At 38.0% G+C, this 14806-nt stretch carries 13 protein-coding genes; 10 read left to right on the plus strand and 3 right to left on the minus strand.

The features are described 5' to 3' along the window. The first annotated feature begins 902 nt into the window (after positions 1–902). The 5 genes from P1X15_RS29555 (at position 903) to P1X15_RS29575 (ending at position 3811) form a co-directional block, all read left to right on the plus strand. Positions 903–1268 (plus strand): hypothetical protein, encoded by a 366-nt coding sequence (locus P1X15_RS29555; RefSeq protein WP_277341734.1) that lies wholly within the window; start codon positions 903–905, stop codon positions 1266–1268. Positions 1269–1372: 104 nt separating this feature from the next. Beyond that, entirely contained in the window at positions 1373–2281 is a 909-nt protein-coding gene (locus P1X15_RS29560) for an ArdC family protein (RefSeq protein ID WP_277341735.1), read from the plus strand. 449 nt (positions 2282–2730) lie between these two features. Continuing rightward, on the plus strand, positions 2731–2961 hold the full coding sequence (locus P1X15_RS29565) for a hypothetical protein (protein ID WP_277341736.1): 231 nt from the start codon (positions 2731–2733) through the stop codon (positions 2959–2961). Then, a complete protein-coding gene (locus P1X15_RS29570) occupies positions 2961–3587 on the plus strand; it encodes a zeta toxin family protein (protein ID WP_277341737.1) in 627 nt (208 codons plus the stop codon). Before P1X15_RS29565 ends, P1X15_RS29570 begins: the two co-directional genes overlap by 1 nt. After that, a complete protein-coding gene (locus tag P1X15_RS29575) occupies positions 3584–3811 on the plus strand; it encodes a hypothetical protein (protein WP_277341738.1) in 228 nt (75 codons plus the stop codon). The genes P1X15_RS29570 and P1X15_RS29575 overlap by 4 nt, the downstream gene beginning before the upstream one ends. 546 nt (positions 3812–4357) lie before the next feature. Here P1X15_RS29575 and P1X15_RS29580 read toward each other — a convergent pair. The 3 genes from P1X15_RS29580 to P1X15_RS29590 are packed head-to-tail and all read right to left on the minus strand — an operon-like array spanning position 4358 to position 8206. After that, a complete protein-coding gene (locus P1X15_RS29580; protein ID WP_277341739.1) occupies positions 4358–5428 on the minus strand; it encodes a caspase family protein in 1071 nt (356 codons plus the stop codon). Positions 5429–5432: 4 nt separating this feature from the next. Next, a complete protein-coding gene (locus P1X15_RS29585; RefSeq protein WP_277341740.1) occupies positions 5433–6167 on the minus strand; it encodes a hypothetical protein in 735 nt (244 codons plus the stop codon). 41 nt (positions 6168–6208) lie between these two features. Beyond that, positions 6209–8206 carry an SBBP repeat-containing protein gene (locus tag P1X15_RS29590; protein WP_277341741.1) on the minus strand — a complete coding sequence of 666 codons (1998 nt, stop codon included), beginning with the start codon at positions 8204–8206 and terminating at the stop codon, positions 6209–6211. A 197-nt stretch (positions 8207–8403) separates the two neighbouring features. Between P1X15_RS29590 and P1X15_RS29595 the strand changes: the two genes are divergently transcribed. The 5 genes from P1X15_RS29595 (at position 8404) to P1X15_RS29615 (ending at position 14763) form a co-directional block, all read left to right on the plus strand. Next, positions 8404–8697: a hypothetical protein gene (locus P1X15_RS29595; protein ID WP_277341742.1), complete on the plus strand. Its 294-nt coding sequence runs from the start codon at positions 8404–8406 to the stop codon at positions 8695–8697. Positions 8698–9010: 313 nt separating this feature from the next. Beyond that, positions 9011–9316, plus strand: coding sequence for a helix-turn-helix domain-containing protein (locus P1X15_RS29600; RefSeq protein ID WP_277341743.1), 306 nt, complete (start codon positions 9011–9013; stop codon positions 9314–9316). Further along, complete coding sequence (locus tag P1X15_RS29605) at positions 9259–9576, plus strand: hypothetical protein (protein ID WP_277341744.1); 318 nt, start codon at positions 9259–9261, stop codon at positions 9574–9576. Before P1X15_RS29600 ends, P1X15_RS29605 begins: the two co-directional genes overlap by 58 nt. Positions 9577–10692: 1116 nt before the next feature. Continuing rightward, a complete protein-coding gene (locus P1X15_RS29610; protein WP_277341745.1) occupies positions 10693–12729 on the plus strand; it encodes a bifunctional serine/threonine-protein kinase/formylglycine-generating enzyme family protein in 2037 nt (678 codons plus the stop codon). Positions 12730–13605: 876 nt separating this feature from the next. Further along, a complete protein-coding gene (locus P1X15_RS29615) occupies positions 13606–14763 on the plus strand; it encodes a caspase family protein (RefSeq protein WP_277341746.1) in 1158 nt (385 codons plus the stop codon). Positions 14764–14806: the final 43 nt, after the last annotated feature.

The raw sequence follows: 14806 nt of genomic DNA on the forward strand, positions 1-14806 counted from the left end.
CATGGCAGTTGTGATTATCTAACGCCTGAGCAGGCTCATCAAATGAAGGGACCATTAACTAAAAGATGGAGAGCATCAAAACGTGAGAAAAAGCAAAAAGTACAATTTTAGAAACTATTTCAGTGACTAAAAATGAATCCTAAATCTGTCAAGCTATTTCAGGGTGATACAGCTTTTTCAGGCTGATTTTGCGGGAGGTGTACCGATTTAAACCGTAGCGTATTTCGGTAAGCTTTTAGATATTCGTCACCCATTGACTTAAATAAGGACTTTGTGTAGCCCACCCCCAAACACACAGTAATCCCTGTAGGTAAGCAAAAGACCTTACGCTCCCTGCCCACTATTCAAAGCCTGTTTAGCTAAACACTACCTATTGACAAGGATAAAGTCCTTTCCGTTGGTCGGACTCAATCCTTGTCACGCACACAGGCATAGAATATACCTTTACACTCCTTGGCCTCTTTTGCTCACCTACGGCCTACTTTTGCAGCCGCACCCCACCCATTGATTTTAATAAGGACTAGTGTCTGGGCGACCCCGTCTTTTTTCTTTTCTTTCACAGCAAAAATAAAATCCATCTTCATACCTGCCAAGGTCAAGCCCTTCGGGTGGCTGCACAAAAAATCTCCACCCTAAAGGGTAGTATTTTTTGCTTGCAAACCTTGTCCGGCATTGCGAGGGATTTTAAGGAAAAAGCGTGAAAGAAAAGAAAAAAAATATTATTGGGGGAAAGGTGTATCTACTCTTTTCGCCCTAAGATACTTTGTGGATAGGGAGCTTTTTTGTCGCTGAAAGAAAAAAATATTGCATAAGTGTTTGATAATAAATTGGTTCCATATTTGGAATTAATTAATTTTTTGATTATTTTTACCATGTAATCATTCACAAAAAACCAACTTATTATGAACACGTCCGTAAAAACAGTAGATGTTTACTTAATTAACCCCATCGAAAAAACAATAACGATGGTAGCTCTACCTAAAAAAAATAAGCTTGATGAAATTTATAAGGTATTAGATTGTCAATTGATTGACTTTGTCAATGTTGGTGAAAATGATTTAGTTATTGATGATGAAGGGCTTTATGTAGAAAACCAAACTTATTTTACATGGATTGACCTTATTAAAGACGAAGAAGAAAATTATCAAGTCCTTATGAAACAAATTGCGGGTAAAACTTTATTTGTAGGTATTGACCAAGAAGGCAGTATTACAACTCCTACAATACCTATCGAAGAATTAAAATATTTCCATGTGAGATTTATTTAAAAAAAACATAAAGTGTTTAAAAATAGATAGTTCCAAATTTGGAATTATCTATTTTTTTGATTATTTTTACTACGTAATCATTCACAAATAACCACTTTTTCATTATGAACACGTCAGTAAAAAATCCCGTAAATTTTGACATCTATCAGGTGGTATCAGATGCTATTATTAACCAAATAGAGACAGGTACACCTCCTTGGAAAAAGCCCGTTTTAACGGTTCGTTTTGAGGACGGTACAACCTTTAATCGTCCTTGTAATTTTGTTACAAAACGCCCCTATGAAGGCATTAATACCTTCCTTCTTTCTTGTACTCCGCATACAATACCCATGTTTTTAACCTTTAATCAGGTGCAAGCTTTGAAAGCAAGTGTAAAAAAAGGAGCCAAAGGGTATATCGTTGTATTTTGGAACAAAGAGACTTTTACCGAAATAGGGGAGGACGGAAAAGAGAAGGAAAAAAGCCGTTTTTTTCTCAAATATCACAAAGTTTTTAACGTCGAGGATACTACCCTTGACTATGAGAAATACATCGTTAGAGAGGACGCAAAGCCTAAAAAAGAAGCGGTTAGAATTCAAGCGTGTGAGGATATTATCAAAAGTTATGTAAATCCTCCTAAAATAGTCACTACTGAAACCGATATGTGTTATTTCCCTATTTCGGACAAAATAGCTATTCCTGCCTTCACTCGATTTAAAAAAGGCTCTGAATACTATCATGTACTTTTTCACGAAATGATACATAGCACAGGCCACCGTAGCCGCTTAAACCGTGAAGGAATTGAAGAGTTTAAAGGGTTTGGCTCTGCATCCTATTCTAAAGAGGAGCTAATTGCAGAGCTTGGAGCCGCTTTTTTAGAGAAAATGGCTGGGATTGATACCCCCGAAATGTTAACCAACTCCGCAGCTTACATAAAGGGGTGGTTAAAGCCTTTAAAGGAGGATAAAAAGTTCTTCTTTGAAGCTTGTAGCAAGGCTACAAAAGCCGTAGAGTACATTTTAGGTACTTTCTAAACACTAAAAAAATAGTGCCTTGTAGCCCCTTTTAGCAGGGGGCTGCTTGCGCACATTTTCGTAAGGGGGTGATCCCCCTTAACCCCCCCCTTTTTGTTTTCTATTTTTTGCTCCTCCCTCGAAATCTTATTTAATCACCTAAAATACCACCTGTAAGCCTAGAAAGCTTGATTTTGTCCCATCCTTTTCTATGAAGAGTTCAATAGGTCGGTTTTTTAGCTTTTTCAACCGCTTACGAACGCATAAAAAAAGCCCTGCGACTTGTCGCAGGGCTAAATCATAATGAGTAATCATTCACATTAACCACTATGATGCTTCAAATATAAACCTAAATTTTTTTCTTCAAAAAGTTTGAGTGCTTATCCTTTTTGCCATAGACTCCAAATCTCACCGAAACATGGAGCAATTGCGCCTTTTTAAGTAAATTTGATTTTTAAAATAAAAAAAACATGGAAACAGTTATTAATCAGACTCATCAGGTGCAAGCTGCACTTGACAATATGGCGCAATCGATATACGAAGAAGCTAAACAAAACAAAGAACCGCTCTATATGAGTAGCCAAGGCCATGCCGTTGAGGTATGGCCGCATACGGAAAAAGTCTACATTCTTCTTACTGAGAAAGTCGCACAAAAGCTAGGTATTGATTATAAAACGCTGATCAGTGAAGTGCTAGAGTAATGGAAAACCCCAAATTTGTATTGGTCGCGGGAGGAAACGGTACCGGGAAAACTTCCTTTATCGACCGTAACGAGGCCTTTAAGGATTACGAAAAAATCCTACCTGATCGCATTAATCAGGAAATGCGCTTTAAAGATGCTTTTTCGCTCTCTCAGGAGGTCGCTGGGAGATTAGAAAAAGCAGTTGCTGAAAAAAAGAACATCGTCTTTGAGCATAACTTACACTCGAATTCAATGTTTGATAGGCTAAAGGCTTTAAAAACAAAAGGTTATGAAACACAGGTTTTGTTTCTAGGAGTTGATAAGGTCGAAACACAAAGAGATAGGGTAGACAATCGTGTTCGGAAAAATGAAGGGCATGATGTTGATTCTGATACGATTAGAGACCGTCGAGAAAAGGGATTTTCCAACATAAAATCAAACCTCGGTGTCGCTGATGTAACGATGATCATTGACAACTCTGCCAAGGCTCCGCAGGTAAACCTATCTTTTAAAGAAGGTATGCTTGTTGAGAAAAAACCTAATCTTGCCGAATGGGTCAAAAAAGAGTTTGAAGTACCTCTGAAAATACAAGAAAAACTAGGGGTAAAACCCGACGAAAACGATAAAATTAAATTTAAGTTATGAACGCTCAACAACTTAAAGCTTTTTTAAATCTTCCTGAAATTAGAGAGTCCCTCAATTGGATTGGTCTAGAAAGAGTCGTGGGCTTAAAGCCACGACGCATAAAAAGCGTTTGCGTAGGAAAAGGGGGGGATTTTCGACCTGATGAAGTCGAGAAGCTTAATAATTTCCTGCAAAAATTTAGCCATCTTATGAGCACCTATGAGGAGAGGGAGGAATATACATAGTGATTTAGCGGGTATTAAAAACGACATTTTTCCTCCTGCTTTTCTGATTTCTTCTAATGCATCAATAGATTTTCATTTTATAGGAATCAAAGTGAGGCTACCCCCATTTGCTCTTTGGATGATGCTCATCAATGCAATATTGGAAATCCCTTTGCCATTAATAATCAAATTAGAATTGGCTACTAACCTTTCTAATTCTTCGATTTGTTTAAAGTTAATAGCGCCTTTAGTTTTTGTATCAAAACTGACTGACAATTCAGAAAGTTCACAGACTTAATTCTACACAAGGTATTCACAAACAAAAACATAACGAGAATACTTGCTAGGTTGAAAATGCATGTAAAAGGGCTAGTATTCTTTCTTAGAATCATTCCATAAAAAATAATCCTTTAAAATAATATAATGAATATCAATTATTTAAACTAAAGACATGGTACAAATTGGTCGAAATCAGAATTTATGATTTTGTCGTTTATTTAGCCTTAGGAAGTTTTTTCAGACTAAGCCTTAATGATACAAAATCCTTTAGATGTCACTGCTCTGTTATTAAAACTTAAACTCTTGGATTAAACTACCCGCCGACCAAGGTGTTTGAGTACCGTTTGTAAGTCGATAAACCGTTTTTGTAACTTCTCTCATTAATACTTCGATATCTACTCCAGCCCTTAGGTTTTCAAGTATTGCCTGAGTAAATACTCCGTTACGGCCTGTTCCATTTGAGGCTATGTCACCGGGCTGTGTTGCGTAGTAAACTTTCATAGTAGGAGGAGTACGCTCTACGGCCCTAAATCCACGTGCTGCAATATCTCGGCTCCAACTTCGAAAGGGATTATTGCGGCAAGCATCCAAATAAACCAGATTGATTTTGGTTTTGAAACGGCGCATTTCTGAAAGAAGAAAATCAAGTGAAATAGCTTCAAATCGTGCATCCTCTGGAGCATCTAGTTTAGCTTCAATGGGAAGCAAATAGTTGATACCTTCGCTTTCTATGCCATGTCCTGCATAAAAAAAGAGCGCAGTCTCACATGATTGCCCTTTTTTACTAAATTCTCTGATGGCGTGTTCTATTTGAGGCTTTGTAACATTCACAACTGTAATGACTTCAAAATTAAGACTTTTTAGTTTTTTTGAAATATCCAAAGCATCGTTGACTGGTCGTTGCTGTAGAGATGTACTGTTTTGATACTCAGAATTGCCAACTACAAGTGCTATTCTTTTTTTTGAAAAAGAAGTTAGTGTAAGAGTAGAAGTTTGTTTAGTCGTAGAGCCTTTTGTAACAGTGACATATAAGGTATGGTCGCTGTTATTATCTATTTTTAAATTTGTTTCAAAACGGTTTTTATCACAACTCGCTTCGTCTATCAACACAATATTGCCATCTACCCATACTTTAAAGTCTTTCTTTTCTAGTGGGGCATCGCAATGAGCCAAGACCACTATTCTCACATCTTGCCTATCATTTTCGACGATATTCTCACCAGTAATGACTGGTAACTCCCACGTTATTTTCTCCAAATTAATTGTGTTGACATAGAGTTGAGCATTGGTATTGGATAATGTGTTTATCCAAATAATCATCCAAATAAAATATCTATTAAGTGTAAAATAAGTTCTCATGTCATCAAAAATTGTAAGTTAAACTTATTTCAACGCCTTTGGTAGAAGGCATAAAGCTCAAAGCCTTAGTTTTTTTTCGTTTAGTTAGTAATAAATATGTTTCTAATCCAGCAGCAGCTACTGCAATCCCTACGAGGGTATTGAAAAGAGTCGGTTTTTTAGCCGCCAATACCTCTTGATATGCTGTGTCCCATGTATCCTTGTCATTTTGGGATAACAATTGCCCATCAATTTGCGGAAGTGTATTTTGTAGGGCATTAAGTTTGCTTTTTTTTGCCATGAAGTTATTTCTAACTAGGAAAGCGGCAGCACCAGCGCCAATACCAATACCTGCTACTCCTAGTTTAAGCCTTAAAGAATGAGGATAAATTATGGGAGAAGTTATGTTTTCTTTTTTAATAATATCTTTTGCGTACTTATTACAGTTCTCACTGTAAAGTAGTATGTCTACTTCACCCTCAATAAAAAAATTATCTGCTTTATAATCCCAAACAATTTGTTTTTTTTCAGTTTTTACTTCGCTAATATCTCCACTAATTGTTGTTGCATTTAATGCCTCGTTTCTAGACTTTACTATCACTTTTACAAACTTAATATTCAAACAAACTATGGGTTCCTTAACTTGATATTCTATAAATATTTTGCCGTCAGATTGTCGCAAATTGTCGGCCTTTATAATCTCCTGAGCCCTACCGTTAAACAAATTTAGCAAGCCGAAAATTGTTAGAATTAAACGCATTTTATTCATGAATTTATAAATTAAAAAATATGAGAACTATATCAGTCGGGGTATTTGGCAATGAATATATCATACCCACCAGAATGCGGCAATAAAGTAGTTCCATTAGAGAAAAGGGTAGCACTGTAAAAACCTGTTAAAAATAACTGCGTCCCAGCAGTGTTAATAGTAATAGACCTAACACCATCGCTTCCCGAACTACCTAAGCTTCTCACAAATTTAAAATTGCCATTTGCGTCATATTGTGCAATAAATGCATCCGTATCTCCTAAAGTTCTAGCGGTGCTGGTCTCAAACAGACAATTATCACTAAATAATCCTGATACATAAATATTCCCAATATTATCTATAATCATTTCATTTGCGCCATCAAATCCACTGCCTCCTGCTGTTTTGATCCACTCTAAGTTTAAAGTATTGATATTGTACTTTGCAAGGAATATGTCTCCTCCACCGCCACGATAATCGATGGCATTGTTACCATATTGAGTCCCTCCAATATTACCGGTAATGTACAAACCTCCGCCGCTAATTTTTATGTCACTACCATATACAGGTGTTCCAGAATTAGCACTATGAAAGGCCATTAAATTACCATTGGCATTGTATTTTACAACAAAAATATCAGGAGTTGTATTAGAGGTATAAGTTGTTGATGCTCCTGAATAGGAACGAAATGTAGCTGGAGAGGAAAAATTACCAGTAATGTAAGCATTACCCTCACTATCAACGGCTAAATTGCTTGGAAAATCATTCTCAAAACCACCAGCAGACACTGCCCAAGTAGCATCACCGTTATAATTGAGTTTAGCAATGAAGATATCACTCTTGCCTAGGGTTCCTAATGCTTGTAAGGTAATGTCCCCTATTTTGGTAGATGTAGCTCCAAAAACTCCTGTTAAATAAATACCCGAATTATGAAGAGCTAGTGCTGTACCTCCTTCTGGACTATTGGCTCCATAGGTTTTACTCCATTGTAAAACCCCGTCTCGGTTATACTTGGCCACAAAGGCATCAGTAATGCCATTGATTGTTTTTCTTGCTACATTTCCGCTACTTACATCAGCAGGTGTGTTAAAAAAACCGGCATTGGTACTTACTTGCCCAGTTATATAAATATCCCCATTTACATCTATTACCATATCTCCTGATTCTTCATCCCCATCTCCAGTAATCCGTTGAACCCATGCTAAGTCCCCATTACTATTGAATTTTGAGATAAATACATCTTTACCACCCGCAACACCTATTGAAGAAATACCAAATACAATACTAGAGGAATAAGTCCCAGAGATATAAACATTCCCTGAGGCATCTAAAACTACTTTTTGTCCAATATCATTGCCAGCCCCTCCTACTTTCCATGTCTTAAAATTTGCATTGGAGGAAATTCCCCGAATAGTGATTGTGGAAGCAAGGGTTCGAGTAACCTTTTCTCCACAAGTAGTTTCTATATCAGCGCTAATTGTATAATTACCAGAAGTAGAAAAAGTATAGTTAAAAATGTTGGCATCAGTCCGTGACTCTTGAGCTATCATAGCAGTTCCTGATATTACTTTCCATAATACACTTTTTACATCTCCAGGACTTGTAGTCACAAGACCATAAGAGTAAGTGTTGTTACTAATACTCAATGTATTAATAGCTGTTGGTAAATTACAAGTTTTTATATTGATGACAATAGTGGTACTCTGAATTGATTTAGTACCACATACCGTTTCTATTTCTGCACTAATTGTATAAGTACCCGCAGATACATAAGTGTAAGAAAAAGCACTAACATCATTTTTTTGTGTTTGCATAATGGTGGCACTTCCACTGGCAATTTTCCAAACTACTGATTTTATATCTGAAGGAGTACTCACTGTAAGAGTATAAGAATACGTAGTTCCATTAACGAGTGTCCCCATAATGGCAGTAGGAGCGACACATGTTTTTAAACTTTTTTGTAATGGATCAGCCCATTCACACCCATTCAACACAATTATAAAAGACAAAATAGAACCTATTAAAATAAATTTTTTATTAGAAATGGCCATATCAATGTAGAGGTTAAAAGGTATTATGAGGATTTTCTTATAAAGAAGGTAAGGAACTGTATTTTATAGACAACAAACTTATAACTAAAGGGGTGTAATTCAAAACTATTTGTTTAAAAAAAATAATCATTTTTTTAGTTTAGTTTAGTTTATATTTTTACTTAATTATTTATTCAACAAACCTTAATAAGCACAAAATGGTCATAACAAAGAAAGAATTTATGGCTTTAGCCAGCGGAAAATACGAAAAACTGCAAAATTTCAATCAAATTAACGACTTTTATGCCTATAAAAAAGAGTTTGAAGGTATTTGGGATGAGTTTGGTGAACAATCATTAGAAAAAAATATTAGTAATGTCCCTAAAAACCCTCAAAAAAACATTGTTCGAACTCGGTATGGAAAAATAGACATCGATAAAACACATAGTTTTAGTGAATCCACTTTTGCAAGAGAAATTAACTTTATTAGCAACGAACCAAATTTTTGCTAAAGTCTCTAATTTGGTAGAATCACTTTTATGTATTCAAGTGAGCGAAAGTCAAACCTATAGAGTGGTGCAAAAAGTTAGTCAAACAATACAATATCCCTGCCTTCATCAGAATTAATTGACTTACAAGCGCAAGCCGACCAGCAAGTATATGCTATGGTCGACGGCTCTTTTCTGTTTACCGATTATGGTTCGAAAGAAATAAAAGTGGGACGTGTTTTTCAGGCTAGTCCCGGCAAATCTGTTGTTAGATTTAGAGTTATGTACCAAAAACGACATAGAGTTGTTGATTGGCAAACGGTTAAAAATCAAGAGAATGGGAAAAGCTACAAGCTACCTTCAACGTCAGGAAATAATAGCATTACGCAAAGAAGGGTATGATTATGGGTCGATAAGTCAATCATTAAGTATGAGTTTTTCGACAGCTCGCGCCATTTGTCAACTCTACAAAAAGCAAGGTGAATCAGGTCTTGTAACTCATTATAATAATTGTGGCAAAGAACCTGTAAGTCGTACTAACTTGATATATAGAGCCTCTCTTTGGCTCAAACACTTACACCCGCTATGGCGTATGCCTCGCATCCCTACCAAGTTACGAGAGGCAGAACTATACGCACCATAGACCGTTGGTACAAGGTCGTAGGTTTACATAAATCCCGCAGCCACAATCAACGGGAGTCGATAGGTAAATCAACCGCAGTCCATAATATTTGGCAACGGGGCCGTCGTGCGGTAGATGCTAAAGAGAGCCTAACATTAGTAGATGGACAAAAAGCATCTTATTTGACTATCACAGGCGAACGAAGCGGTGCTGACTTCGCTCGTTTTTTTCCTATGGACGTATTTGTTAAGTACCTCTTGAGGGACTACGACAAAAACTGATTAGCGTTTTCCTGAGATGGGGCAAATGCGTTGGACTGCCGAAGCGGAGCCATGCAAGTGGATGATGTCGAGCCACTTGGTTGTCCTCCAGCTGGTATCACATCTGCTTTGACACTGTGGCTTATCGCTAATGATATTGATATGATATTCAATATTCTAAGATGTCCGCAAGCCAATGCTAAAGTAGAGTGTATGCAGGACACATCGGCGAAATGGGCTGAAATGCATAAAATCCAAAGTTTACAAATACGTTTGGAGACAGAGGCCACTTTTCACAGAGCTGAATTTTCTGTTTCCCGACTCAAATATCAAACTCGTTTGCAGGTTTTTCCTGAACTGGAAACTTGATGTAAATGATTTCGATTAAAAACTGGTATATGAGTTTCTTGCCAAGAAACTCTATGCTCGAAGTGTGTCTAAAAGTGGGCAAATTTCCCATTTTGACCAAAAAGTGTCTGTGAGAAGCAAATACAGGTATCAAACGGTAGAAATTAAATTTGATGCAGGAAAGTGCACATGGGATGTTTGTGCTCAAAACAATATCATCAAATCTTTCGTCGCCTAAAACCTTAAAAAGGATAGAATCCAAAATTTAACCGTTATGTCAATAAACAAAACTTAATGTCTTAAATCGCAATTATATCTCTATGTCTAACAACACACCTTATTCTCCTAAACTTAATTTAGTGGTCGCCGCTGCGGTGGAATACACAATACATATCATACACATCATGCCGATTGTAAAGCCTCTTTACAAATTTTTGAACAGCATATCAAAGAACTAACGAATCAAAAAATATTTAATAAACACCAAATAATCAACATACTAGAACATATTGAAAGCCTGGTTAAACAAATTTAATATCGATTACCCAAATGGGAATAATTATAAAAATCGTAGCGAACTATTGGCTTACTGACTGATAACTTTTTCTGAAAAATATTTGGTATTGCTTCGCGTTATAGATACATTCAGGAAGATTTAGTTACTAATCTGTTTATGAGAGTATTATCTCTGTTTTTTAATTAAAATGGGTAGTAAAAAAGTAAATAGCAGGCAGTTTGTGCAAATGTAACCGGCTCATCGTCAGAAATGGAAGAAAATAAGCTTAACCAATGAATTATCAGGACTTCCTCGATCGTTTTGAATATGACCCCGATGCAGACCGGCTGGGTGAGGGAGGATTTGGGGTTGTCTATAAAGCCCATGACCAATGGCGATACGAGACGGTCGCTTTAAAGATCGTTCGCTTTCGCCCTGAGCAGGAGCATTTCAGTTTATTGAGGGAGTTTGAATTGGCCCAAAAACTGAAGCACCTCAACATCGCTCATTATTCAGAATGCTACCAACTGCTGTTTCCCCGACAGGGAATGCACGAAGTAGCTGTCATGAAATACTACGAGGATGGACATTTAGGGCAATTATTAACAAAGAAAACCCTCTCTGTCGTCCAAAAGCATCGGCTTATTGAAGGGCTTATGGCGGGGATTGGCTACCTGCACCGCTGCCTTCCGGTAATCATTCATCGGGATCTGAAGCCATCAAACGTATTGATTATTGCCCAGAATAACACTTATATTCCCTTAATTACAGATTTTGGCATCAGCCGTCAGGCCAAGGCGTCAGATATATCACACGTAACCTCTACCACCATAGTGGGTTCGCTGCACTTTGCCGCTCCCGAACAGGCAGAAAAGGGCGCACTACGCCCCACGGCCGACTTGTGGAGTTTGGGGATTTTGATGAGCTATATTTGGCTGGACGGTTGCCTGCCTTTCAGAAACGAAGGTCTTAACCTACAAACCGACTCGGGGCAGTTGGAGTACCGTCGTCGGATATTGACCTTAGACTGGGCACCCATCGTTGAACAAATCCCTGAAAAGTATTTTGCGTTGATTCGTCAATGTTTGGTGGTAGATCCTCACCAACGGGCCAAAAGTGTGGATGAGTTGGTATTGCCTTCCCTACTGGCGAGTGAGCTGCCTCCTGTCGCAACCCCTGTTGAAAGCAGAAATAAGCCGCCTTACTCCTTTAAAAATAACCCGGCAGAAAGAAAAAAGCAACCAATCAACCCACCCCGATTAATCTCGGAAGAAACAGGTGACTTAGCCGAAAGCTATGAGAGTTCTCCCAAGCCAATATCTTCCTTGGTTGAACAAACGGGCATCATGCCCAATCCCTTAGACATGGTAGCTTTGGGGGTAGTTCCGTTTCAAAAAGCAGAAAAAGAGGAGAGAACCGAGCCGCCGCCCAAAAAGAAAACGGCTCGAAAAACAGATTATCGCTGGCTTACACGCATCGGAGCGATCATTGGGGTATTGGGGCTTATCGGAATGATGGCTTGGTATATGAAAGACCTTCTGGCCTACCCTGAAGATGAGCCGCAGAAGACCGTCCCATATAGTTTTATTGTTCCGGATCCCCTTCCCTCTAAGACTGATACTGCCCATACCGACCCAACTGAAAAACCTGCGATCTCTCCGGTCATTGTCGTTCCTATAGTGCCCCAACCTGCTCCTAAAAAAGAAGTTTGGGAAAAGCCGATATTGATACCAGTGGCGGGTGGCCGATTTGACATAGGCGGCGGGCAGCGAGCCGGAAATGAAAAAACGATACGGGTAGCATCCGTACAAAATTTTTGGATCGCCCCGGCTGAAGTGACTGTCAAAGAGTACCGTCGCTATTGTCGTCTTACCGGTCATACAATGCCCCAAACTCCGCCTTGGGGATGGAAAGACAATGATCCCGTGGTCAACGTCACTTGGCAGCAAGCAAACGATTACTGCCTTTGGGTGAGTAAGCAAACGGGAGATACTTACCGACTGCCCACCGAAGTCGAATGGGAATATGCGGCCCGAGGCGGAAAACAAACGAAAGACTATCTCTATGCAGGCAGTAATGAGCTCAATGAAGTTGGGTGGTACAATGTCAATACGCAGGAAAAAGGAGTCAAACCCGTACGACAAAAAAAAGCCAATGAATTGGGATTGTACGACATGAGCGGCAATGCAGGAGAATGGTGCGCCGAAGGGGCGATCCGAGGCGGTACTTGGAACGATGATTCTGTTTATTTAAGACCTGCCGTTAAGAGGAACACGGCTGTCGGGTATCAGAATTATGAAACAGGATTCCGGATAGTAAAAACTGATTGATGATAATTTTAGCTGTGTCTTGTCCTAGCATAGGTTGACCCCAAAAAAGGTGTTAACCATGTATAAATAGAAGGTATCAAAAGTTGTTCGGCATTCTAGTATTGAATTTAAGAGACAAGTGGTTGCTCAATTAGATGCCAATCTACTGACTATTTCCGATATTGTCAGACTATATGAAGTGTCTGCTATAAGCGTATGCCAATGGTGACAACAATATTCTATTATAGAATCAAAAAACGACAAAATTAGTGGTTGAAATGGAATCAGAAGCCCTAAAAACGAAGGCTTTATGAAAACCTAATGCGGAGTTAGAGCGCATTATTGGCCAAAAACAATTAAAGATTAATTAGAGAAGCTAATAGAAATTACTTCTGCGGACTTAAAAATTGACTTAAACCGCTGCACTTTTCCCCAAAATCTCAATGAACTTCAAAGATATGTACGGCGCACTGTTTCAAAACTCGTACATATCATAGGATAACTTTTTGAAGTATTATTTGCTTAAATGTACAAAAAGTCAAAACTTATACCCTAATTTACTTTGCTCAAAAAATCATCCTATGAAAATTCGCTTTACCCATTGAACTTTACCTACATTATGAAACATTTGCTTATACTTCAACTTCATTGAGTTACCATACACTTACAAGTTTTATCTAGACTTCCCAAAGAAAAATTGAGTGTTGATTTCTAGTAAGTCAACTTCAGATGATGATTGTGTATGGGAGGTAAAACAAAAGGAAACATTCTAATGCTGAAAAGTCTACTTTTCAATAGACCTGCATAAACTGTGTTTGAGTAAAAAAATAGTTAATACAAACGATAAGGTTTACCAAATTGGGGGCATATATAACACACCTAAATCAAATTCAAAAAATGTTTAAACAAGTAATAATAAAACCTTTTTTTTGTAAAGTAGTAGTACTACTACTTGCTTGTAGTCAAGCAAGCTTGGGACAAACGTTCCATGCTCTTCTTATCGCTGACACACGTGATACAAAGATTGGTACGAGTTGTGAAACCGACCTGATTGCGATGAACTCAAAAATGGGAGAAGTCGCCAAAGCTATCGGTTATATTTATCATCCTATCATTATAAGTGAGCAAAACTTTGGTAGAGCAGCGATTGATTCTGTACTAAGTACTTTGCCATGTACACCAAAAGATATACTGTTTTGTATGTATGCGGGGCATGGATATACCGTCAATGGACGACCCAATATCTTTCCTTTACTCTTACTAAAAGATAATAATGGATGGGGACTAGATGACCTACATCTTGCACTCAAAAACAAACACCCTCGTTTATGTATTACGCTTGGAGACTGTTGCTCACAGTTATTCCCAGAGAAAATTCCTCCGTCTATGCGTTGTATTTTTCGAGGAATTGATGTATCCAAAGATATAGATATTTTATCAAAGCTCTTTATCCAAACCAATGGTGATGTGATAATATGCAGCACTCAATCGGGCGAGTTAGCAGGGTCATGGCCTACCTATGGGGGCTTTTATACGCGTTCTTGGTTAGAAGCCTTAGATTTTGCTATTGGAAGTAACACACAAGTGACTTGGGAAAACTTACTACTTGATAGTAAGTTGAGACTGAATACTTTTATCAATATGACTTTCATGTTGAGTCCACACGAAAAGCCCCGTCAAACACCACATTGGCGTATTAATTATGGAGGGATAGCGCCTTCTCCCACCCCTGATCCCCAGCCTAAGCCTCTTGTCAGTTTTGTTGATTTAAATGATTTTTTGAATCAATTAGCTGACGAAAACCAATATCCCTTATACGAAACAAGAGCAGCTATTAGAGAAAGCAAAAGAAATATCTTTTTTGTACCAGAGGCTGAAATCCAGATATTTATCAATAACCCCGAAAAACCGGTAGAAACCCAATCATTGACCAGATTTTTGAGTCGTTTAGTAAACAACGCACAACAAGTTAAGCAAGTCAATGTAATAGAACGGCACTCTATCTCTGCTGACAATGGAAAGTATCAGGTACTGACAGTACAAGAGGTCAGATAAGAAAAAAAATAAGAAGCTGATAATCTTTTATAGGCGAATAGTA

Source organism: Runella sp. MFBS21 (genome assembly GCF_029433105.1).
Classification (GTDB): domain Bacteria; phylum Bacteroidota; class Bacteroidia; order Cytophagales; family Spirosomataceae; genus Runella.